Source organism: Psychrobacter frigidicola (assembly GCF_007997305.1).
In the GTDB taxonomy this organism is placed as follows: Bacteria; Pseudomonadota; Gammaproteobacteria; order Pseudomonadales; family Moraxellaceae; genus Psychrobacter; species Psychrobacter frigidicola.
In genome coordinates, this window is the sequence record NZ_VORZ01000003.1 from 293362 (window position 1) to 316389 (window position 23028).

Genomic DNA, 23028 nt, shown 5'->3' on the forward strand with positions numbered 1-23028 from the left:
GAGTTGAAATGTTTGATAAAAAAGCAGCTCGTCTGCGTCGATCTAAGAAAACCCGCGCGCATATCCGTTTCTTGGGCGTTCATCGTCTAACGGTTAATCGCACGCCAAAGCATATTTATGCCCAGATTATCTCTCCGAACGGTGGTGAAGTGATTGCTCAGGCATCTACCTTAGACGGCAGCTTGCGTTCAGGCGCGACTGGTAACGCTGATGCAGCGACGTCTGTAGGCCAAATGATCGCAGAACGTGCAAAAGCAGCTGGTATTACTAAAGTTGCATTTGACCGTAGTGGTTTCAAATATCATGGTCGAGTAAAAGCTTTAGCTGAAGCGGCTCGCGAAAACGGATTGGAGTTTTAATCATGGCTAGAAATGATAAAAATGATAAAAACGAACAGACTGACGGTTTAGTAGAACGCTTAGTTACCGTTGATCGCGTTGCAAAAGTGGTTAAAGGTGGTCGTATCTTCTCTTTCACTGCTTTAACAGTAGTAGGTGATGGCAATGGCCGTGTTGGTTTTGGTCGTGGTAAAGCACGTGAAGTGCCAGCTGCTATTCAAAAAGCGCTAGAAGCTGCCAAACGTAATATGATTACGATTGAGCTTAACGACACAACTTTGTTCCACCCTATTAGCGCTCGTCATGGTGCAAGTAAAGTCTATATGCAGCCTGCATCTGAAGGTACTGGCGTAATCGCTGGTGGCGCAATGCGTGCGGTATTAGAAGTTGCTGGTGTCAAAGACGTTTTGACTAAATGTCATGGTTCTACCAACATGGCTAACGTTGTACGTGCAACATTCAATGGTTTACGTGATATGTCAACTCCAGAAAAGATGGCAGCCAAACGTGGTAAATCTGTAGACGAAATTTTGGGCTAACTTAGACTAGGTGAGTTACGATGAAGACAATGAGAGTCACTCAATTAAAATCAGGTGCCCATCGCCTCAAGAGCCACAAAGCTAGCTTGAAAGGATTGGGTTTACGCCGTATCGGTCATACTGTTGAAATAGAAGATACACCTTCAACTCGTGGCATGGTACATCGCGTCAACTACATGGTAAAAGTGGAGGAAGCGTAATGGGTCTTAGATTAAATGAATTATCACCAGGTGTTGGCGCAAAGAAAACTGCCCAACGTCGTGGTCGTGGTATCGGTTCAGGTCTTGGTAAAACAGGTGGTCGTGGTGTAAAAGGCCAAAAATCACGTTCAGGTTCTAGCGTTCGCGCAGGATTTGAGGGTGGTCAAACACCATTGTATCGCCGTCTGCCAAAATTTGGCTTTACCAGTAGAATGGCAATGACGACTGCAGAAGTTCGTCTGTCTGAACTGAATAAAGTGGAAGGTGATGTGGTAAGTGTTGCAAGTCTAAAAACTGCTAACATTATTCGTCACGATATGAAGCGTGCTCGTATTATTTTGTCAGGCGACGTCACTAAAGCTTACACCTTTCAAGGTGTAAAAGTGACTAAAGGCGCCAAGCAAGCAATCGAAGCTGCTGGTGGTAGCATCGAGGAGTAGGAACGTGTCAAAACAATCAATGTCATCGTCTGGTATCCCGCTCAATCCTTTTGCTTTTATACGTAAGTATGATGAGCTATGGACTCGTTTACTATTTCTAATCGGCGCATTGATTGTCTATCGTTTAGGGTCACATATTCCGGTACCTGGGATTAATCCAGTCAATTTGGCAGACTTGTTCTCGCGCAATGAAAATACTATCTTAAGCATGTTCAACATGTTCTCAGGTGGTGCGCTTGAACGTATGTCTATCATGGCGCTTGGCATCATGCCGTATATTTCAGCGTCAATTATTGTACAGATGATGTCAGCGGTATTACCATCGCTTGAAGCTCTCAAAAAAGAGGGCGAAGCAGGACGGCGCAAGCTTAACAAGTATACTCGTCAAGGGACGCTTGCTTTAGCACTTGTGCAGTCATTAGGTATGTCTGCTGGTTTGATAAGTCAGAATTTAACTCTGTCTTCTGGTCTTACTTTTTATATTCCAGCGGTTACTTCTCTAGTAGCAGGCGCTATGTTTTTAATGTGGCTTGGTGAGCAGATTACAGAGCGCGGTGTAGGTAACGGTATCTCAATGCTAATTTTTGCGAGCATTGTTGCCGGTACACCAGGTATGATTTCGCAGTCTATCGAACAAGTAAATCAAGGGCAAATGAACTTGATTGTTCTGTTTATTTTTGTGGTACTAGGTGTCGCAGTAACTGCAGGCATTGTGTATATTGAACGAGCGCAGCGTCGCGTTCCTGTTAACTATGCTCAAAAGCAACAGCAAGGTCGAAAAATATATGCTCAGCAGCAGTCACACTTGCCTTTGAAAATTAATATGGCGGGCGTTATTCCTGCTATTTTTGCCAGTTCGTTGTTGCTGTTTCCTGCTAGTTTAGGGCAATGGGTCGGGCAGTCCACAGATCCCACCTTTACTCAAAAGATATTACAAAATATGGCATTAGTGTTGTCTCCAGGACAACCTCTATATTTAGTTCTATTCGGCGCAATGATAATTTTCTTCTGTTATTTTTATACGGCGTTAGTCTTTAGTCCTCGTGAAGTTGCTGAAAACCTTAAACGTAGTGGTGCTTACATCCCAGGTATTCGTCCTGGACAACAGACCCAGCGTTACCTCGATCATGTATTAAATCGTCTAACTTTTATTGGCGCAATATACATGACTGTTATTTGTCTAATGCCGATGGTTATCCAGTCATCATTTGGTGTGCCGTTCAACCTCGGCGGTACGTCACTCTTAATTATGGTGGTTGTAGTAATGGATTTCATCTCACAAATTCAAGCGCATTTGATGACCCACCAATATCATGATCAGACGTTAATTCAGTCGCCTACTCGATCTTAGATGAGTAGTGCAATACTTTAAGGAGCATGTGATGAAAGTCCAAGCATCAGTTAAGAAAATTTGTGGTAGTTGTAAAGTTGTACGCCGTAGAGGCGTTGTACATATTATTTGTACAGCTGAACCTCGTCACAAACAGCGTCAAGGTTAATCAGTAAGTAGCATAAGGCAGTAAGCCTAAACTATAGATTGAATTAACACTTGAAAAATAACGGCGGATGCGTTATTATCCGCCACTTGCCGTAGTTCATACTAATGTTTTCTATGTCTTGAATCCGCCGATTTATTTACTAAATAATTGGTGTGATGATAATAATAAAAGCAAATGTATCAACAGCAACAAATCTGAGAAATAATGCAATATTATTTAAGAAATAATGCTTATTTCTCGTTAATGGAGAGAAATCAATGGCTCGTATTGCCGGCGTAAATATTCCGGATAATAAGCATGCTGTTATTTCACTAACTTACATCTTTGGTGTAGGTCGTACCACTGCTCAGAAAATCTTAGAAGCAGTTGGCATTGCCCATACTACTAAAGTAAGTCAGTTAGATGATACACAGTTAGATGCTATCCGCGCACAAGTTGCAAATTACATGACTGAAGGTGACCTTCGTCGTGAAGTGTCAATGAATATCAAGCGCTTGGTTGACCTTGGTTGTTACCGTGGCATTCGCCATCGTCGTAACTTACCAGTTAGAGGTCAGAACACCAAGAACAACGCTCGTACTCGTAAGGGTCCGACACGCCCTCTCAAAAGATAATTAACTTAGGAAGCTAAAAGATGGCAAAAGACACTCGCAGTCGCAAAAAGGTGACTCGTCGTTCAGTATCGGAGGGCATAGCCCATATCCATGCGTCTTTTAATAACACCATTGTTACGATTACCGATCGTCAAGGTAATGCATTGGCTTGGGCCACTTCAGGTGGACAAGGCTTCCGTGGTTCACGTAAATCTACGCCATTTGCAGCTCAGGTTGCAGCTGAAGTTGCTGGTAAAGCAGCTCAAGAATATGGTGTTAAGAATATCGATGTTTTGGTCAAAGGACCAGGACCGGGTCGTGAGTCTGCGGTAAGAGCACTAGGTGCATTGGGTTATAAAGTTAACAGTATTTCTGATGTAACCCCAATTCCACACAATGGTTGCCGTGCGCCGAAAAAGCGCCGCGTCTAATATTAGAGACGAAGCTTTTATAATAAAAGCTTATAGGAGACATAACAATGGCCCGTTATATTGGACCAAAACTCAAATTATCACGTCGTGAAGGTACGGACTTAGGTCTTAAGTCTGGCGTTAAACCATACGACGTAAAAACGAAAAAAGCTGGCCGTCCGCCAGGTCAACATGGTGTTAGTCGCAACAAGAGCTCTGAATATTCTTTACAGCTGCGCGAAAAGCAGAAAGTTAAGCGTATTTACGGCGTACTTGAGCGTCAGTTCGCTAATTACTATAAAGAAGCGGCTCGTAAGCGTGGCGCTACTGGTGAAAACTTACTAGCTATGTTAGAGAGTCGACTCGACAACGTCGTATACCGTATGGGCTTTGGCTCAACGCGTGCCGAAGCGCGTCAGTTAGTTAGCCATCGTACTGTCATGGTAAAAAAAGCTGGTCGTGATGAGTTCATTCGTGTGAATATTCCATCAATTCAGCTTCAAGATGGTGATGTCATCGCTATCCAAGAGAAGTCTCGCGAACAATTGCGTATTAAAAACGCTATTGAATTGGCTACCCAACGTGGTATTCCAGAATGGCTTGATGTTGATCACAGCAAACTACAAGGCACGTTTAAAAAAGCGCCTGATCGTATTGATCTACCTGCTGAAATTAACGAAAGTTTGATCGTTGAGCTATACTCTAAGTAAATGATGTTAGGTATCATATTGATAGAGATTATTTTTATTAATAACTCTATTAATATAAGTGACATCAATTAAACCAGTTAAATAAATCGAGGTGACATCATGATGCTAAATGCAACTGAGTTTCTAACCCCGAACGCCATTAATGTGGATACGGTTAATGAGACGATTGCGAAAGTCACGCTCGAACCGTTAGAACGCGGCTTTGGACATACCCTTGGGAATGCCCTACGCCGTATTTTATTATCTTCATTACCTGGTGCTGCAGTCATTGAAGCTGAGATTGATGGTGTTGATCATGAATACTCAACACTTGAAGGCTTACAAGAAGACGTACTTGACCTCCTTTTAAATTTAAAAGGTTTGGCAATAACCCTTCATGACCAGAATGAAGTATTTTTGACCTTGGATAAACAAGGTCCAGGCACTATTACTGCCGCAGACATCGTGCTTCCACATAATGTAGACATCATCAATCCAGAATTGGTATTGGGTACATTAAGTGAGCGTGGTCATCTTAAGATGCGTTTGCGCGTAGTTATGGGTCGTGGATATGAGCCAGCAAATCAGCGCCGTGAAGATGGTGATACCAAGGCTATTGGACGCTTAAAGCTTGATGCAAGCTTTAGTCCAGTGCTACGAGTCGCTTATCAGGTTGAGAACGCACGTGTAGAACAACGTACTGACCTTGATCGTCTTATCATCGAGCTTGAAACTAATGGCACTATTGATCCAGAGGAAGCAATTCGTAAAGCAGCCACTATCTTACAACAACAGATTTCGATCTTTGTTGACCTAGAAGCTGAAGAAGCGCCTGAGCCTGTGAAAGAAAAAGAAGAGGTTGATCCGGTGTTATTACGCCCTGTGGACGACCTTGAACTAACGGTTCGCTCAGCCAACTGCTTGAAAGCTGAAAACATTTACTATATCGGTGATTTGGTCCAGCGTTCAGAGACTGAACTACTTAAAACCCCAAATCTTGGTAAGAAATCATTAACGGAAATCAAAGACGTACTAGCATCTAAAGATTTAGAGCTGGGCATGCGCCTTGATAATTGGCCACCCGCTGATTTACGTGTTGATGATCGCTTTTCTTATCGTAGCCGTTAAACTTTAAGGATATTTGACCATGCGCCATCGTAAGAGTGGAGTCAAGCTGGGTCGTACCGGCAGTCATCGCAAAGCAATGTTCCAGAACATGACCAACTCATTGTTTGAGCATGAACTGATTAAAACCACGTTACCAAAAGCTAAAGAATTACGTCGTGTCGCTGAGCCATTAATTACTATGGCTAAAGATGATAACGTTGCTAATCGTCGTTTAGCATTCAGCCGTATGCGTAGCAAAGCTATGGTAGGTAAACTATTTGGCACGTTAGGTCCTCGTTACCAAACGCGTCCAGGTGGCTATTTACGTATCGTGAAATGCGGTAACCGTGATGGCGATAACGCACCAATGGCTTATGTAGAACTAGTTGATCGTGACTAATTTTATACGCTAATTGTATACTGTCTTAAAAAAGCTCCAATTTATTGGAGCTTTTTTTGTGTCTGTCGTTTTTAAAGTTTACGTTCTGGCCTACAACAGTAATGAGCTAACGTCAGCTGCACCTTGTCTAATAATAATTGGCTGACCGCTAGTCATATCGACAATGGTGGTCAGCTTAGTCGTCTTAATACCGGCATTGATTAATCCGTCTATTTGATTGCTCAATAACTCTTCAATATCAAAAGGATCATCAAGTATCGTGTCATGAGTCGGGAGTATTAGGGAACTGGTTAAAATCGGCTCATCCATCGCTGCTAATAGCGCTTGAGCGATAGGATTACTCGGTACTCTAATACCAATGGTCTTTTTCTTAGCATGAGCCAGTTTTTTAGGAACATCTTTAGTAGCGTTTAAAATGAAGGTGATTGGTGCCGGCGTATGTGCCCTTAGCTGTTTAAACTGTACATTATCTACCGCGGCATAAGTAGCAATTTCACTCAAATCACGACAAAGCAGGGTAAATTGGTGCTTATCATCAAGCTCTCGGATTTGCTTGAGCTTATCTAAAGCATCCTTGGCGCCTAAACGGCAACCAAAAGCATAGCTAGTATCGGTAGGGTAAATAATTAGCTTGTCGTTGCGTAGCATTTCAGCTGCTTGTTCAATGAGGCGTGGTTGTGGGTCTTCTGGATGAATATAAAATGTTTGCATGATAAATCCTTATTCTTTACATTTCGATTGTTCTATTAGTCTTGTATTTTCGCTACTGTGTTTTTAATTTATCAAATTGGATATTGATGATACTGTTGAGGGTAGTACTGAATATATCAGTGAGTTTTTAACGTGCTATTATTTACACTGTTAGTATAGCGATAAAGAAGAGTGAGGATATAGTAGCAAGGCGTTACTATTGGTAGGAGAGCGTTAATAGTACGAAGTTTTAATGAAAGGGAAGCATTGAATAGGTGAAAAGAGATCAAGTAGATAGTGATTTACTAATGAGCTTAACTTTTAATCGTTAGTAGGAGAAAGTTGTTAACAGCGAAGAATCACCAATAAATTGTTATCCGCAAATAATAAGTAGTGCTCTTAATAAGGTTTGCGCGTCGCTAGGTAAGGTTTGTGGTTTAGTTATATAATGTGCTGCCTGTTGATAGACGTCGTTAGCAAAGGTACTGTGACTGGTATCAAAATCTGCAAATAAGTTATCTTGTGAGACATGAAAGGGGCGCTTAGACGCAATACTAAATAAACACTCTAAGGCTTGCGGTTTGATTTCTACACGCTCAAAAGCTTGCTGCTGAGCACTGCTACGACCATCAGGAGCGTACCAGTAACCAAAGTCACTTAACTGCCTTCGTGCTTTACCTGCAACGCACCAATGACTTATTTCGTGTAAGGCACTGGCAAAAAAGCCATGGGCAAACTCTATCCGTGCCAGCTCGCCATTGTTAGCAGGAAAATATTCTGGTTCATGCTTTCCGCGAACCAATTGCACATGATGCTTGCTAAATAAAGTATTAAATAAATCTATGAGCCAGTCAGTAGCTGCTTGCTCACTGTCTCCAAATGAAATGTCACTATTTATTTCACTTTCTGTATCGTTTTTCACACTATTTCTATTTTTAGCGCCGCCAAGGTTAGCCAGTCGCTGCCATTGCCGTTCTTTTTGAAGTAGGTATGCTGAAGATTCATCTATTTGAATCTCCACAGTTATATTTGAGGCTTCTGTTATTTTGTCATTTAATTCACTAAGACGTTGCAATAATAATTTCTCACTATTGTCCTTAAACGAAGTAGTGATATCAGGTAGGAGGGTGTTTGACATCATCATTACAAAAGTAACCGAATTAAAAATGAGTTTGCTAACATAGGGTTTTGCATCTTTTAAGCATAAATAATAAAATCGCATCATATAGTGCCAGCTAGCAAAAATATTAACACACTAGCGCTAGCGTCATACTAAGGTTTCCGTTAGTATGACAGCCAATATTATACACCGTTTTTGACTAATGAGGTCGCGTATGTCAAGCACTCCAGCCAGTAAACTATCCGCCGTTCAAGAGGAGAGCACTCAGGCTTTTAACTCAGCAACTATGCCTGAGCATATTTCTTTAGATAAGTGGGCTGATAATGGTTTTGAGTGGGCAGGAGAAGTGGCACCAACGTCATTTGAGCGTCTGGCCACCCAATTGACCACAGAGCACGAACAATCAACATTACGCATTCAGGCAAATTTATATCATCGTAATAATGTATTACATCTTGCCTTTGAACTGGTAGGTGACGTATGGCTCATTTGTCAGCGTTGTCTACAACCTATCGCAATAGATCTAACCGATGATTACGATATCGCCTTGCTAGATGACGATAGTCAAATACGTATGGTAGATGAGAGCCAAGATTACTTGATACTAGATGAAATAACGAGTAATCAAACTCCTGAGCGTCTGTTACCCTTCAAGAAATTAATTGAAGATGAGATATTACTTAAGGCGCCTATGGCACCTAAGCATGATGACTGTGACATGGCAGTTGATCAAGTAGGTGAGATTCCTGAAGAGGAAAACGAGAATCCTTTTGCTGCTCTTGCTGCCTTAAAAGGCAAACTACCTGAATAATGAATGTCACTACGGTACTTATTTGCCAACAACTCGGTTATTAGTAGGCTCTTTTATCAGCTTTTTGAATAAGAATAAAAGCCAGGGCTTTATTAATCTTTTAAACATGCGTATAATGTCCGGTTTATTGCATTCTGACAACATATTATTTACTATTGAAATAATTAAGCGAAATATCCATAGATTTTAGACTTAATCAGCATTTTAGTAGGTAAGTGATACATTATTTTTAATAATGCGTAAAGCTTAGGTCGCTGTGATTATATGACCTATGTCAGTATCGATTAAAGCCGAATTTTCAAGCTTATCCCTTTAAGTATAGGAGCTATATCATGGCCGTTCAAAAAAGTCGCAAAAGCCGTTCACGTCGTGACATGCGCCGTTCACATCACCATATGACTGTGGCTGAGCTTAGCATAGATGCCACTACTGGCGAAAAACATCAGCGTCATCATATGACTAAAGATGGTTTTTACCGTGGTCGTCAATTATTTAAAGTTAGTCAAGACGCATAATTTATTTACTATTTGATAATTAATGCAATTATCATTGGATAACAAGCGTTGAGTTAACGAAAGCCAAGTTATTTTGCTATCATATATTATATAGCCGAATGACTTGGCTTTTTATTATTTTCTTTTTTGCAAGTTTTCCATCAATTACAGTAGATGGTCACTAACTATGATAATAGATCGTAGCAGTGTATAGTTTAGTAATAATCAGCTACTATTGATTGCTTCTCAAAAGAATATCCTAAGTTATTTCTAACTATACAATAATATTCTAAAATAATACCCGATTGATTCTACGGACATCTCCAATTTACTTAAGGAATATTGGCTATGGCATCTGCACCCGATATAACGATAAAACAGCCACCTCGTATTGCAGTTATCTTTCCTGGACAAGGCTCGCAAGCTGTTGGTATGACCACTGAACTGGCAGAGATTTATCCTGAGATTCACGCCACTTTTGCTGAAGCAAGCGCTGCACTTGGTGAAGATTTGTGGGCTATTTGCCAAGATGAAGAGCGTTTAAACCAAACGCAGTATACACAACCAGCGTTATTAACGACTAGCATTGCCATTTGGCGTATTCTGCAAACGAAGTTAGACAAAGCCCCACTTTATTTATCGGGTCACTCTTTAGGAGAGTACAGTGCCCTTTGTGCTGCTGGCGTTATCACTTTCTCTGATGCAATACGCTTGGTTCACAAACGTGGTCAGTTGATGCAAGAGGCAGTGATTGGTATTGATACGGCTATGGCGGCAGTATTAGGGTTGGAGGATCACCGAGTTGAGACCTTATGCGAACAAGCGACTGAGCACGTTGATGGCGCAGTCGTTAATGCAGCAAACTTCAATAGCCCAGGCCAAGTTGTAGTGTCAGGCAATGTGGCTGGTGTTACTGCAGTCATTGATAAAGTGCAAAATACTGGCAAAAAAGCCATTCCTTTGAAGGTCAGTGTCCCGTCACACTGTGCCTTGATGCAGCCGGCGAGCAGCGCGCTTGCTGAAGCGCTTGCAGCTATTAAATTTGATCAGGCTCATATTCCTGTCATTCAAAACCGTCATGCTCGCGTTGAAACCAGTGCATTAGGTATTAAGAAAGCATTAACTGAACAGTTGAGTGAGCCTGTCTTATGGTCACAGACCATGGAGGAGCTGGCTGATAAGCAGATTAATCTTTTAATTGAATGCGGTAGCGGCAATGTGCTAACTAATTTAGCCAAACGCCAAGCCCATCCTATAGTGAGTTATCCTGTTGACAAGCCTACCCGACTAGACAAACTAATAGAGGTGTTATCATGAGTAGAACGATTATTTTAGTGACTGGCGCAAGCCGAGGTATTGGTAAAGCAGTGGCCAAGCGTTTTGCAAAAGAAGGCCATTTTGTCATTGGCACTGCAACTACTGAGAAAGGTGCAGCACTCATCAATAGTTATCTTCATGATTCAGGGGGTATTGGGAGAGTTTTAGATGTGCGTAACAATGCGCAGATTGATAAACTGTTCGAAGAGATTGAAAGCGTGTACGGTGCGGTACAAGTACTCGTCAATAATGCAGGTATAACCCAAGACGGTTTACTGATGCGCATGAAAGATGAAGATTGGGAAAATGTTATCGATACTAATTTGTCATCAATATATCGCATGAGTAAACGAGCAGTACGCGGAATGATGAAAGCCCGACGCGGTCGTATTATCAATATAAGCTCTGTAGTTGCACAAATGGGTAACGCTGGACAGTCAAACTATGCCGCTACCAAAGCTGGCGTCGAAGGTTTTAGTCGTACGCTCGCTCGTGAAATTGGTTCTCGCCAAGTGACTATTAACTGTGTCGCCCCAGGACTTATTGAAACCGATATGACCGATGAGTTGGATGAGCGTCTACTCAATTCTATGCTGGATGCGGTGCCTATTGGTCGTCTTGGGCAACCAGAAGATATCGCTGCCGCAGTGTCATTTTTAGCAAGTGATGAGGCAAGCTATATTACTGGTGCCGTCATACCAGTTAACGGTGGCATGTATATGTAAGATTAATATTAATCAGAAGAAAGTACTATTGAAATGAATACGGGCGTTACACTTGTATAATGAAATACTGTGTGAACGAGTGTAAACTCTAATAAACAGTGTTATAATATCGGATACTTTTACGTCAAAGACTTGTATTATAAATAAGTTTTATGAAACATTGAGCGCAAGCTACAGTTTATTATGATAAGTTGGTGCTGCAAAGATGACATGACGTAGTATGATGAACATAACGCTATAAGTTAAAAAACATAACCGTTTGGTAGTTTTTAAAAATTAATGGATAAAAAAGGAGCAGTTTATATGAGTAATGATACTGAGCAAAGAGTAAAATCTGCAGTAGCAGAACAATTAGGTATGAATATTGAAGACATCAATAATGAGGCTTCTTTTATGGAAGACTTAGGTGCTGATTCACTAGATCTAGTTGAGCTAGTTATGTCATTTGAAAGTGACTTTGGCATCACGATTCCTGATGAAGATTCAGCTGAATTGACTACGGTTCAAAAAGCAGTTGATTATGTCCAAGCTCAATTGTAATCAGTAGTTGCTACAGTAGATAGTATTAGGCCGCTTGTCTCATAGTCAGGCGGTTTTTTATTGTGTTATTTTTTACATGTACCAGTTTTGTATATCCAACTTATCTGCATATCTCCTGTTATTAAGACTATAAATACTTAGTTATTTTAAATTCAAGAATTTGAGATTGAGACTTCATTAACATAAACCACATGAAATCAACACTACTCAACATACGCTTACTATGCAAATTTTATGCTCTTGTTATAATTGTTTGCAGCGGTAAACGATACCTTCTACCTTCTACCTACTGCCAAGATGATTAACAGTTTAAGAAAAATGGCGTTATAAATAATAATATCTAAAGGAGCATTTATATGGGCGTTTTTAGTTTTGCAAAAGATATCGGCGATAAAATCTTTAATCGTGACGATGATAAACATCAAGCTAAAGTTGAAACCAAAGCGGACGTAAATACACCAGTAAAAAGCACTGAACCATCTGCCCAATCAGTTGCTAATATTTTATTAACACGTATTCAACAACAGCATTTAAATATTAGCAATTTGAAAGTTAAATATAACGGTTCAACTGATACTGCCGAAATTAGTGGTTCAGCTAAGACTCAGGCTGATCGTGAGAAAGCGATTATTGCTATTGGTAACGTACAACACGTCGCAAAAGTTATTGATAACATCAGTATTGAAGAAGATGCGCCAGAATCAACGATGTATACTGTGAAATCTGGTGACAGTTTGTCTAAGATTGCACAAACTGTATATGGTTCAACCAGTGACTATATGAAGATATTTGAGGCGAACAAGCCAATGCTATCTGATCCTAATAAAATTTATCCTGGCCAAGTACTACGTATTCCAAAGCCATAGTTTCAGCATTTAGTTATATTTAATTGAAAGCTAGGTCTACATAATCATCATAATAAAAAACGTCCTTTAATAATTAAAGGGCGTTTTTTATTATAGGCCTGATGTTTATATCATATTGACAGTTATTTATTAATACTACTCAACTTACTTTGTTGCTCATCTATTGCCCACTGAATGTGCTCATCGAGCATATCACTATGAACGCCTAATCTTGTGTGTAGCTGGGCAATAATATCAGTACTAACATCGGCGTTACCAAGTCCGATAGTGATGTTACGTAAAAAGCTAACATAGCCGGTACGCCTGAGAGGACTCCCTTGAGTGTTTTGCAAAAACTTTGCTTCTGTCCACTGCCATAACTTCAGTAAGCTGCTGTCATCAAAATTGTGCCTTGGTGCAAAATCATCTACCGAAGTTAGCTTAGCGTAGCGATTCCACGGGCAAATTAGCTGACAGTCATCACACCCAAATACGCGGTTGCCGATAGCACGGCGATACTTATGATCTATAGTACCTTTATGTTCAATCGTTAAATAAGAGATGCAAGCCGCTGCGTTGAGCTCATGAGGCGCGACAATTGCTTGTGTTGGACAGATATCGATACAAGCGTTACAACTGCCACAATGTGCCTCGACAGGTTTATCGTCAGGAAGCTCTAAGCTAATAAACAGCTCGCCCAATACAAAGAACGATCCAGCTTGTTTATTAAGCAGTAAGGTATGCTTTCCTGTCCAGCCAAGCCCAGCGGCATCCGCTATCGGGCGCTCAAAGATAGGGGCAGAATCACTAAATGGCCGAAAAACGAAATCTGTTTTATTGCCGATATCTAAATGTTGCCACTCAGGTAAGGCGGCTTCAATTTGAAGGGCTAATTGCTTGAGACGGCTACGCATGGTTTTATGATAATCACGACCACGTGCGTAACGCGCGATAATGCCATTATTAGGACGACTATTATCTGCTACCGTTCGCGGCTGCGGTGCTTCGGTCAGGTAATCCATGCGTACACTAATGATGGTTCTTGCACCTGCTACTAGCTGCTCTGGATGTGCCCGCAGGTGATGATTGTTGTGCATGAACTGTAATTGTCCCTCGTACCCTTTGTCCAGCCATTTTTGCAGTTGCTTCATCTGCTGTGTAAATAAAGGATGGTGTACGGATAAGAAGCCGCAATCAGCAAATCCTAATGCTTGCGCTTGAGTTTTAATCCAGTATTTAACATCCTCTGGCGTTGTAAACATGGCTGTATTGACCACGGCAATATTATTGGTTGCAGGAAGATTTATCGAGGAATTTCTTGCTGTAGGTTTTATAGTCATAAGTAATCATAAATAATAGCGCGTAAGAGACTATGATAAGCTAGATAACCCAGCACGCAAGTATAAAGAATAAATTAATAGTGATGTGGCAGCAAATCGACAGCGACTTGGTTTTGATAGGTATTATTGATATCAATACATAGTAATAAGAAAAATTTTGCTACGCTTATAATAATAAAGCCAGCATATAGCAAAAATAATAGAGGTTCATTATGCAAACGCTAAGACAAAATTACTCTCCTTTGACACAAGCAAGCATGCCAATCGCTTTATACAGCAGTCAGCAAGTTTATGCTATGGAGCAAGCTTGGTTCGCGTATGGGTATGATAGCTTTGCATTGATGCAGCAAGCTGCGTGGCAAATGACACAGCACATTATTCAGCTTGATAATCAAAAATATCACGCTAGATCAAACGCTTTAGTAGACTTTTCAACTGGTTCTTCAGTGAACCATAATAAAATTTATGGTCACCATTGTAGACAGCCACTAGCAAGTATTTGGGTCGGTCACGGTAATAATGGTGGTGACGGCTGGTTGATAGCGCACTACCTACAGCAAGCGGGCTGGCAGGTAAAAGTCATGACTGTTGGCCTTGATATAGATTCTGATACAGCAAATGATGGATCATCTCATACGTTATCTGATGCAATTAAAGCTCAGCACTTAGCAGTGGCGGCTGGCTGTTCCTATCAGTGTTTTGAACACAGTGGCTCTATTCATAGTGGGCAATACTCTGATATATCACGAGCGTCATTACCCGTGGCAGGTGTTTATGTTGATGCGATATTTGGCATTGGTCTTGATCGTGCCCCTACAGGGATTTATAAACAGGCTATTGATACCTTTAATAAGTGTGCCAAAGCTAATGCCGCATTAGTTGTTGCTGTTGATGTTCCAAGTGGATTGGTGGCCTCTACTGGTCAAGTTTTCGACTGTCTAGCGATTCAAGCAGATGTAACTTTATGTCTAATTGCGCGCAAGTTTGGTCTGCATACCAAAGATGGTATGGATTATACTGGAGATGTGCTTGATATTCCGTTGATACCTCATACCGTAACAGAGTCGGCTGCGACCCTATTAAAGAGTGCGCATGGTTTGTTTGCACGTCAGAAAAATAGCTATAAAGGTAGCTATGGACATGTATTGATCATTGGTGGCAACCGAGTCGATGGTTCACAAGGAATGGGTGGAGCAGCGATACTATCTGCTTCCAGCGCTATGGCAACAGGGGCGGGTAAAATTACAGTAGCTTGTCATCAGGCTTTTCACGGAGCATTATTGACGTCGTTACCGGATGCGATGACGATAGATTTACATGATCAAGATAGCGTAAAAAATCTGATTAAAGAGGCCAGCGTCATTGCTATTGGTATGGGATTGGGACGCGATGACACTGCAAAATCGCTATTTGTCTGCTATGTTCAAGTGGCTATGACACATGGTAAATTTATAGTGATAGATGCCGATGGTCTCTATCATTTGGCCTCATTGCAAGCAGATAAGCATGAGTTAGTTACTCAACTGCAAGAATACAGCCGAGAGCATCAAGTTTGCTTAACACCGCATAGTGGTGAAGCTGCTAAATTGCTTGAGCAAGACATAAAGACAGTAGAGAGTGATAGATTGGCTGCTATAAAACAGTGTACAACGACTTATGGTGGTGATTGGGTGCTTAAAGGCGCAGGGTCCTTAGTACTAGAGCAAATATTAAAACAAAAGCAGGTATACGTCTGCGGCGTTGGTAATGCTGGCATGGCAACGGCTGGCATGGGGGATGTACTATCAGGAGTTATCGCCGGATTATTAGCCCAACAGGATTTAGAAGAAGAACAGCGCAGTTTACACCAAGCAGTACTTATTCACGGTCAGGCAGGGGATGTCTTAGTCAATAAGGAGTCAGTTGCTGCCAACAGAAACCATCAGCTACTTATTGGACAGCGTGGCTTACAAGCACAAGATATGCCTGCAGCCATTCGCCATGTCATGCAATTAATTACACTAGAATAGCTTTTAAATTAGCTACAGTATTGGCTAATGGCTTGTTGGACGCGCTCACGTTTTACCTCAATTTCACGGCTATCCAGATACTGACGTTTACCACTGGTATCCATCTCATAGATACGTCCGCCAACATTGAGGTTGGTTAAGTTATTACGTAGAGACTGACAGCGTTGCGCATTCGCGTTGGCTTCTTGATCTTTGATACGAGCTTCTAATTGCGCAACGCGTTGCTCTTCAGGATTTTGCGCATTATTATTTTGGTTAGCATCTGTTTTACCGGCTAATTGTCCGGCATCAGCTTGACGACCATCGCTACGAAATTCGATGACCTCCACATTTTTACTGTTTTGCGGTGGATGCTGGCTGTATTTGACCTCACCATGCGTGCCGATAGATTTATAAACCTGAATAGCGTAGCTAACATTCGTTGTTAGCGTTAGTATGCAGGTCGCACTGAGCATGATCAGCAGCTTAGTGATGGTATTTGTTATAATTGAATGAGCGATGATGGCAATCCTCTTAACCATAAAAGTGAGTGTTGATACTGCAGTGTGAATATTTTATAAACTCGACATGTAACTTAATAATATTACAGAACAGATGTCGGTACGGCTGGTGTTATTTTAACAAAAAATAATTATGAATGTATATTATTTAATAACCATTAGTTAGGGATAGGCTTTATAACTTTTTCTTGACAAGAGCGCCTAAACCACCGACTATATTGATAGTTGATTGGTCAGTGAGCGGCTTTTATGATATTGCCGTATCACTCGAAGGTAAAACCTATCTTGCTTCTTATCAGTAGCTGAGTTTGGTTTACTTTCTTTGTAACAATAGCGCAGTAAGGATAGCGATCACAACGATAACTGTCATTTTCTGTGTTGGTTGTTTCCGGACTTATCGGTCTACAACGACTAAGATAAACTTATTATTTTGATACATCAAATTGCTACGTTAAGTACAGTACAGTTGCTGAATACAATAGACATGCGCCTCTAATACTAGTTCGCTATGAACAGTTGTATAATTGATAGCGCTCCTCTTTATTTGATGACTGAACGTAATTGCATTTTTGGTACTTATATTAATAATAAGCCTCTTTTATAAGCGAACCTGCATTTAGTCATTGTCTATCGATAACCTCCTATCACAAAACCAGTCCCAAAAAATTCTGTGTTCAAATCTCATGCTGTCTTATAAAACAGCGGAATTTTGACATAGTGGGCATACATTCTTTATATGGATAAAGGTGACGATAGTGAAGCAAGATATGCAAGACACGCAGAATACGCAAAGTCCGAACATGACTGGACTGAACCAATCGGCTAATGCTGCCGAGCACTTTAGTGAAAAACAACAACTGCTGGCTGAACACAGTACGCAGCCGGTGATGATGACAGGCGCTGAGATGTTAGTGCAAGCGCTTACCGATGAAGGCGTCAAATATATATTTGGCTATCCAGGTGGCGCAGTTTTACATATTTATGATGCCCTATTCCAACAAGAAAATATCGAGCATATTTTAGTACGCCACGAGCAAGCTGCTGGTCATATGGCAGATGCTTACTCGCGTGTGACGGGTAATACCGGTGTGGTCCTGGCAACGTCTGGTCCTGGCGCTACTAATACAGTTACTGCTATCGCTACTGCCTTTATGGATTCAGTACCGATGGTGGTCATCGCAGGACAGGTACCAAGCAGTCTCATTGGCGAAGATGCTTTCCAAGAGACTGACATGATTGGAGTGTCACGTCCCATTGTTAAACACAGTTTTCAAATACGTCATGCCAGCGAAATTCCGATGATTGTTAAAAAAGCTTTTTATATCGCTCAGTCTGGACGTCCGGGTCCTGTTGTCATCGATATCCCTAAAGATATGACTGCGCCCAATGAGAAGTTTGCCTATGAATATCCAGAAGAGGTATTCGTACGTTCTTATCAGCCTTCAATGAAAGGGCATAGCGGTCAAATCAAAAAAGCAGTCGAGACGTTACTAGCAGCGAAGCGCCCAGTGGTTTATGCCGGTGGTGGCGTTATTTGGAGTAAAGCTGATAAGGAGCTCACCGAGCTTGCACACCGCTTGAACTTGCCTGTTACTAATACGTTAATGGGGCTTGGTACATTCCCTGGTTCTGACCGTCAGTTTTTGGGTATGCTGGGCATGCATGGTACCTATGAGGCCAATATGAGCATGCATCATGCGGACGTTATTTTGGCAGTTGGCGCCCGTTTTGATGACCGTGTGACCAATAATGTCAAAAAGTTCTGTCCTAATGCGACTATTATCCATATTGATATTGATCCTACCTCTATCTCAAAAACTATATTTGCTCACATTCCTATCGTTGGCGATGTAAAGTCGGTATTAACCGATATGTTAGAAATTATCGGTGAGGATAAAGAATTAAATCAGCCGGCGCTATTAGATTGGTGGTCACAGATTAATGAATGGCGTAAGCGTCATGGTCTGCGTTATGACACGAGCACTGAGCATGGTATTAAGCCGCAAGCCGCAGTACAAGCCTTAGATCGAGTGACTAACAGTAATGCCATTATCACTAGTGACGTCGGTCAACATCAGATGTTTGCCGCTTTATACTATACCTATAATGAGCCTGGTCAGTGGCTTAACTCAGGCGGTCTTGGTACTATGGGCGTCGGCTTGCCGTACGCGATGGCAGCCAAGCTTGCCTATCCAGAGCGTGATGTGGTTTGTATCACCGGCGAGGGCTCTATTCAGATGAATATCCAAGAGCTATCAACGTGTTTACAATACAATCTACCAGTCAAAATTTTAAACTTAAACAATGCGCAGCTTGGTATGGTTAAGCAGTGGCAGGATATGCTATACGAGGGTCGTCACGCACATTCGTATATGAATTCGTTACCAGACTTTGTGAAACTTGCTGAGAGCTATGGTCATGTCGGTATCAAAATTACTGATCCTGAAACCATGGAAGCACAGATTGCTGAAGCAATGGCTATGAAAGATAAATTGGTATTCATTGATGTTTATGTCGACCGTAATGAGCATGTATATCCGATGCAGATCGCTGGACAGACGATGCGTGACATGTGGTTATCAAAAGGGGAGCGCACTTAATGCAACAACAACATCTGATTTCGGTATTAATGGAAAACGAAGCGGGCTCGTTGTCGCGATTGGTCGGTTTATTCTCCCAGCGTGGTTATAACATTGAAACGCTAAATGTGGCGCCTACAGACGATCCTTCTATGTCACGCCTGACGCTAACTACTATTACCTCACCTGAAAAGATTGAACAAATAACCAAGCAATTGCATAAGCTTATTGAAGTGGTTAAAGTTTTAAATTTATCAGATACGGTACACGTTGATCGCGAGCTGATGCTAATTAAAGTTCGTGCGACTGGCAATGCGCGTGAAGAGATTAAACGTAGCGCTGATATTTTCCGAGCACAAATCGTTGATGTTAATACGAATCTATACACCATTCAAATTGTCGGTGATACCGCTAAGCTCGATGGCTTCATTGATGTTATCGGCCGCGAGCGTATTCTAGAAGTAGTACGTTCAGGTATGATTGGGATAGCTCGCGGTGAAAAAACGCTAAGTGTCTAATCATTATTGCGTTATCATGTCTCACACTTAACATTTACGTTATTTAAAACTTAACATGACGCTTATAACACGAACCATACTTATATAATGGTAGCGTTATAAGTGTTAACTACCCATGGCTCTCCATGATTGAGGAAAAGGACTCTACTTATGAACGTTTTTTATGATAAAGACTGTGATCTATCCATTATTCAAGGCAAAAAAGTTGCTATTATTGGCTACGGCTCACAAGGCCATGCGCATGCTTTAAACCTACAAGAATCTGGTGTCGATGTTACCGTTGGCCTACGCGCTAGCTCAGGATCATGGAAAAAAGCTGAAAACTCTGGCTTGAAAGTTGCTGAAGTTGCTGATGCGGTAAAAGCGGCTGACGTCGTCATGATTTTAACGCCTGATGAGTTCCAAAAAGAGCTATATCAAAACGAGATTGAACCCAATATTAAAGAAGGTGCAACGCTTGCCTTTGCTCATGGTTTTGCAGTTCATTACAACCAAGTTGAGCCTCGTGCTGATCTTGACGTCATCATGGTTGCGCCAAAAGCACCGGGTCATACCGTACGCTCTGAATTTGAAAAAGGTCGCGGTATTCCTGACCTTATTGCTATCTACCAAGATGCCTCAGGTCAAGCTAAACAGTTAGCACTATCTTATGCTGCTGGCGTTGGTGGTGGTCGTTCAGGTATCATCGAAACGACCTTTAAAGACGAGACTGAAACTGACCTATTTGGTGAGCAAGCAGTACTATGTGGCGGTGCAGTTGAGCTTGTTAAAATGGGTTTTGAGACCCTAACTGAAGCCGGCTATGCACCAGAGATGGCTTACTTTGAGTGTTTACATGAGCTAAAGCTTATTGTTGACTTAATGTATGAAGGTGGCATTGCTGATATGAACTACTCAATCAGTAACAACGCTGAGTATGGCGAATATGTGACAGGTCCTGAAGTTATTAATGAGCAATCACGTGAAGCCATGCGCAATGCACTTAAACGCATTCAATCTGGTGAATACGCTAAAATGTTCATCAGTGAAGGTGCCACTAATTATCCATCAATGACTGCTCGTCGCCGTAACAATGCTGAGCATGAAATTGAAGTCACTGGTGCTAAATTGCGCGCTATGATGCCTTGGATTGGTAGTAACAAAATCATCGACAAAGATAAAAACTAAGTAGTTATTTATATTAAGTAGTCACTAATAAATAGCCAAGCTACTTATATTCAAAACTAATTACTGCCCATGTTATCGTACAGATAGCATGGGTTTTTTAGTGGTGATTTTAAGGGTAGGGCTGTTATTGCTTTGCTATTTACCTTGAAAAGTAGTGAGAGTCCCCTTATATAGAACTTCGGTACAACGCTCAACGAGCTGACTGTTCCCTAATTTCTTTTTATTCTTACATAATAGGTTGTGTGTTGTGCAAATATCTTTTCCAGACTGGCTGACGCCGCAATTCGCATATATTGTTCTTAGCGCCATAGTTGCCGTACTGATTTGGATAGAAGGCGAGATGCTCAAGCGTAATGCAGGCAAATTACCCAAGTCATCATTTTTTCGGTTTAGCTCTTTAGTAGATACGGCATGGTTTTTTGTCTCTACCGTTATGTTATATATGATTGATTTTGAGCCGTTAGCTATTGCTGTACCTGCAGCTTATGGTCTTTACACTGTATATGGTTGGATTTACGGCACACGACTACTCAAGCGCGGCGGAATTCCCGACTCAGCTGAAGACTTAATAGTGCCACCCAAATATATTGCTTATAGTCAGTCATTTGCGCTGATATTTTTTGCATTATGCTTATTAGTTTTGGCTTCTCCTTGGTTACCAATATCGCTATAACTACACCTAACCAATTTAAAGTCCATTTATACTACTAAATGTCTGTTAGCAAAAGTTCAGCAATAAACACTTACACTAACTTATGAAATAGCTATTTTTGTTTTTTGTAATGAGTTTTCCAGATATATCGTTATAAAATAAAGTAAAAACAGTCTTTAAAAGTTTATTTATATCTATTTTTTGTAGGGTGAGATTTTTACAAAAACATATAATTTAATATGGCGCTATCAACAAAAAATGCTATACTGCACATGTACTCATAGGATTTGAGGCTAAAAAATCTGGTGTTATAACGACATATGATGACTTTAGTTTGAGCACTGGCTCGTAGATCAGGTGGGTATATATCAATTAACCGGTGATGACATACGTCTCGCCAACAGTTAAAGAGTTAGGAAAATTTATGTCAGATAAAGTTGAAGGCACTGTAAAGTGGTTTAATGAAGCTAAAGGTTTTGGTTTTATCGCTCAAGACAACGGCGGTCAAGATGTATTCGCTCACTATAGCGCTATTCAAGGCAACGGCTTCAAAACTCTAGCCGAAGGCCAAAAAGTATCTTTCATCTTAGGTGATGGCAAAAAAGGCCCACAAGCTGAGCAAATCGAAGCTATCTAGTGTCAATTATTAGTAAGTATAGTTGATTTATCAGTTGTCCTTACTATATTGAAATTAACAATACGCATTGATTGTTTTGTTTGATAAAACAACAAAAATACTGTCTAGACTGTATCCAAAAAGCAACCTCTTATCAGGTTGCTTTTTTTTGTGACTTAAAATAAGTTTTTGATTTATAACTACACCAGATAAATTAATTGATAACGCACTTAATCAAACCAATAAAATAAGACAGTGTAATCAAGACTGTATACTAAGGAAAAAGGATGAATTGGCAAGCGTGGTTTTCAATAGAATGGCAACAAGTACTAGGCATTTCTTTATCCGTTACAGGATTCTATTTTTGTTTGATACTATTTACTCGTATTGTAGGATTACGCAGTTTCTCAAAGCTGTCAAGTTATGACTTTGCAATGACGATTGCGATTGGTAGCATTTTGGCCTCGACGATATTATCAGACTCGCCTTCCTTGCTTCAAGGGCTGCTCGCTGTCAGTTTACTATTTATATTGCAAATGATGGTATCCATGGTTAGACGAAAATTTAAGCCTATAAAATCACTAATTGATAATCAGCCTATCATTTTGATGGCTCATGGTGAGTATTTTTGGGATAATTTAAAAGAAGCCAATCTTAGTACCAGTGACGTACAAGAAGTACTACGCAAAAATGGTATAAAGTCTAAGTGTGAAGTGTTTGCCGTTATTATGGAAACGACTGCTGATATGAGTGTGATTAAGAATAATGAAGTAACACCCGATTGGTCATTATTTAATGATGTGCGTGATAGTGAACGGTTAATGAATCCAGCTAAAAAGATTGAAAATTCGCACAATCAAGCCAGTCAATAACAAAAAATTAAGTATTTA

28 protein-coding genes are annotated in these 23028 nt (G+C 40.9%); 24 read left to right on the top strand and 4 right to left on the bottom strand.

The window, feature by feature from the left end; genetic code table 11:
• Positions 1 to 8: 8 nt before the first annotated feature.
• From rplR to rplQ, 11 genes are all read left to right on the top strand, one after another.
• A complete protein-coding gene (rplR, locus tag ES754_RS10525; RefSeq protein ID WP_147224139.1) occupies positions 9 to 359 on the top strand; it encodes a 50S ribosomal protein L18 in 351 nt (116 codons plus the stop codon).
• Positions 360 to 361: 2 nt separating this feature from the next.
• Entirely contained in the window at positions 362 to 877 is a 516-nt protein-coding gene (gene rpsE, locus ES754_RS10530) for a 30S ribosomal protein S5 (protein WP_147224140.1), read from the top strand.
• A 20-nt stretch (positions 878 to 897) separates the two neighbouring features.
• On the top strand, positions 898 to 1077 hold the full coding sequence (rpmD, locus tag ES754_RS10535) for a 50S ribosomal protein L30 (RefSeq protein ID WP_147224141.1): 180 nt from the start codon (positions 898 to 900) through the stop codon (positions 1075 to 1077).
• A complete protein-coding gene (gene rplO, locus ES754_RS10540; RefSeq protein ID WP_147224142.1) occupies positions 1077 to 1517 on the top strand; it encodes a 50S ribosomal protein L15 in 441 nt (146 codons plus the stop codon). Before rpmD ends, rplO begins: the two co-directional genes overlap by 1 nt.
• Before the next feature lie 19 nt (positions 1518 to 1536).
• Entirely contained in the window at positions 1537 to 2868 is a 1332-nt protein-coding gene (gene secY / locus ES754_RS10545) for a preprotein translocase subunit SecY (protein WP_201538838.1), read from the top strand.
• A gap of 31 nt (positions 2869 to 2899) precedes the next feature.
• A complete protein-coding gene (gene rpmJ, locus ES754_RS10550) occupies positions 2900 to 3016 on the top strand; it encodes a 50S ribosomal protein L36 (protein ID WP_147224144.1) in 117 nt (38 codons plus the stop codon).
• A gap of 257 nt (positions 3017 to 3273) precedes the next feature.
• Positions 3274 to 3630: a 30S ribosomal protein S13 gene (gene rpsM, locus ES754_RS10555; RefSeq protein WP_102077936.1), complete on the top strand. Its 357-nt coding sequence runs from the start codon at positions 3274 to 3276 to the stop codon at positions 3628 to 3630.
• 20 nt (positions 3631 to 3650) lie between these two features.
• Positions 3651 to 4040, top strand: a complete 390-nt coding sequence (gene rpsK / locus ES754_RS10560) for a 30S ribosomal protein S11 (RefSeq protein ID WP_045454458.1) — start codon at positions 3651 to 3653, stop codon at positions 4038 to 4040.
• A gap of 47 nt (positions 4041 to 4087) precedes the next feature.
• Positions 4088 to 4729: a 30S ribosomal protein S4 gene (gene rpsD, locus ES754_RS10565; RefSeq protein ID WP_147224145.1), complete on the top strand. Its 642-nt coding sequence runs from the start codon at positions 4088 to 4090 to the stop codon at positions 4727 to 4729.
• Between the two features lie 99 nt (positions 4730 to 4828).
• Positions 4829 to 5836, top strand: coding sequence for a DNA-directed RNA polymerase subunit alpha (locus tag ES754_RS10570; protein WP_147224146.1), 1008 nt, complete (start codon positions 4829 to 4831; stop codon positions 5834 to 5836).
• Positions 5837 to 5855: 19 nt separating this feature from the next.
• Positions 5856 to 6215 carry a 50S ribosomal protein L17 gene (gene rplQ / locus ES754_RS10575; protein WP_147224147.1) on the top strand — a complete coding sequence of 120 codons (360 nt, stop codon included), beginning with the start codon at positions 5856 to 5858 and terminating at the stop codon, positions 6213 to 6215.
• Between the two features lie 90 nt (positions 6216 to 6305).
• On the opposite strand, the gene ES754_RS10580 is transcribed toward rplQ, so the two are convergent.
• The gene (locus tag ES754_RS10580; RefSeq protein WP_147224148.1) at positions 6306 to 6926 is read right to left on the bottom strand and encodes an L-threonylcarbamoyladenylate synthase; all 621 of its coding nucleotides are present in this window, start codon (positions 6924 to 6926) and stop codon (positions 6306 to 6308) included.
• Positions 6927 to 7278: 352 nt separating this feature from the next.
• Positions 7279 to 8046, bottom strand: coding sequence for an elongation factor P hydroxylase (locus tag ES754_RS10585; protein WP_147224204.1), 768 nt, complete (start codon positions 8044 to 8046; stop codon positions 7279 to 7281).
• Positions 8047 to 8239: 193 nt separating this feature from the next.
• Here ES754_RS10585 and ES754_RS10590 point away from each other — a divergent pair, with 193 nt between their 5' ends.
• The 6 genes from ES754_RS10590 (at position 8240) to lysM (ending at position 12778) form a co-directional block, all read left to right on the top strand.
• Positions 8240 to 8836, top strand: a complete 597-nt coding sequence (locus tag ES754_RS10590; protein WP_147224149.1) for a YceD family protein — start codon at positions 8240 to 8242, stop codon at positions 8834 to 8836.
• A 332-nt stretch (positions 8837 to 9168) separates the two neighbouring features.
• Entirely contained in the window at positions 9169 to 9351 is a 183-nt protein-coding gene (rpmF, locus tag ES754_RS10595; protein WP_147224150.1) for a 50S ribosomal protein L32, read from the top strand.
• A gap of 327 nt (positions 9352 to 9678) precedes the next feature.
• Entirely contained in the window at positions 9679 to 10647 is a 969-nt protein-coding gene (fabD, locus tag ES754_RS10600) for an ACP S-malonyltransferase (RefSeq protein ID WP_147224151.1), read from the top strand.
• The gene (fabG, locus tag ES754_RS10605; RefSeq protein ID WP_147224152.1) at positions 10644 to 11372 is read left to right on the top strand and encodes a 3-oxoacyl-ACP reductase FabG; all 729 of its coding nucleotides are present in this window, start codon (positions 10644 to 10646) and stop codon (positions 11370 to 11372) included. Before fabD ends, fabG begins: the two co-directional genes overlap by 4 nt.
• A gap of 303 nt (positions 11373 to 11675) precedes the next feature.
• Positions 11676 to 11912 carry an acyl carrier protein gene (gene acpP, locus ES754_RS10610; protein ID WP_147224153.1) on the top strand — a complete coding sequence of 79 codons (237 nt, stop codon included), beginning with the start codon at positions 11676 to 11678 and terminating at the stop codon, positions 11910 to 11912.
• A gap of 356 nt (positions 11913 to 12268) precedes the next feature.
• Positions 12269 to 12778, top strand: a complete 510-nt coding sequence (gene lysM, locus ES754_RS10615; protein WP_147224154.1) for a peptidoglycan-binding protein LysM — start codon at positions 12269 to 12271, stop codon at positions 12776 to 12778.
• 122 nt (positions 12779 to 12900) lie between these two features.
• Here lysM and queG read toward each other — a convergent pair whose 3' ends face one another.
• Positions 12901 to 14019 carry a tRNA epoxyqueuosine(34) reductase QueG gene (gene queG / locus ES754_RS10620; RefSeq protein WP_420825348.1) on the bottom strand — a complete coding sequence of 373 codons (1119 nt, stop codon included), beginning with the start codon at positions 14017 to 14019 and terminating at the stop codon, positions 12901 to 12903.
• Between the two features lie 290 nt (positions 14020 to 14309).
• On the opposite strand from queG, the gene ES754_RS10625 reads away from it, so the two are divergent.
• Positions 14310 to 16106 carry an NAD(P)H-hydrate dehydratase gene (locus ES754_RS10625; RefSeq protein WP_147224156.1) on the top strand — a complete coding sequence of 599 codons (1797 nt, stop codon included), beginning with the start codon at positions 14310 to 14312 and terminating at the stop codon, positions 16104 to 16106.
• Positions 16107 to 16114: 8 nt separating this feature from the next.
• Here the strand turns inward: ES754_RS10625 and ES754_RS10630 are convergent, their stop codons facing one another.
• A complete protein-coding gene (locus tag ES754_RS10630; protein WP_227677810.1) occupies positions 16115 to 16561 on the bottom strand; it encodes a DUF4124 domain-containing protein in 447 nt (148 codons plus the stop codon).
• A gap of 812 nt (positions 16562 to 17373) precedes the next feature.
• Here ES754_RS10630 and ES754_RS10635 point away from each other — a divergent pair.
• The 6 genes from ES754_RS10635 to ES754_RS10660 all read left to right on the top strand — a co-directional run bounded on the left by ES754_RS10635 (position 17374) and on the right by ES754_RS10660 (position 23010).
• Complete coding sequence (locus tag ES754_RS10635; protein ID WP_147224205.1) at positions 17374 to 19206, top strand: acetolactate synthase 3 large subunit; 1833 nt, start codon at positions 17374 to 17376, stop codon at positions 19204 to 19206.
• Complete coding sequence (gene ilvN, locus ES754_RS10640) at positions 19206 to 19703, top strand: acetolactate synthase small subunit (protein WP_147224158.1); 498 nt, start codon at positions 19206 to 19208, stop codon at positions 19701 to 19703. Before ES754_RS10635 ends, ilvN begins: the two co-directional genes overlap by 1 nt.
• 150 nt (positions 19704 to 19853) lie before the next feature.
• Positions 19854 to 20870 (top strand): ketol-acid reductoisomerase, encoded by a 1017-nt coding sequence (gene ilvC, locus ES754_RS10645; protein WP_147224159.1) that lies wholly within the window; start codon positions 19854 to 19856, stop codon positions 20868 to 20870.
• 247 nt (positions 20871 to 21117) lie between these two features.
• Positions 21118 to 21543 carry a hypothetical protein gene (locus ES754_RS10650; protein WP_147224160.1) on the top strand — a complete coding sequence of 142 codons (426 nt, stop codon included), beginning with the start codon at positions 21118 to 21120 and terminating at the stop codon, positions 21541 to 21543.
• A gap of 403 nt (positions 21544 to 21946) precedes the next feature.
• Positions 21947 to 22159 carry a cold-shock protein gene (locus ES754_RS10655; protein WP_057758834.1) on the top strand — a complete coding sequence of 71 codons (213 nt, stop codon included), beginning with the start codon at positions 21947 to 21949 and terminating at the stop codon, positions 22157 to 22159.
• Between the two features lie 266 nt (positions 22160 to 22425).
• Complete coding sequence (locus tag ES754_RS10660; RefSeq protein WP_147224161.1) at positions 22426 to 23010, top strand: DUF421 domain-containing protein; 585 nt, start codon at positions 22426 to 22428, stop codon at positions 23008 to 23010.
• Positions 23011 to 23028: the final 18 nt, after the last annotated feature.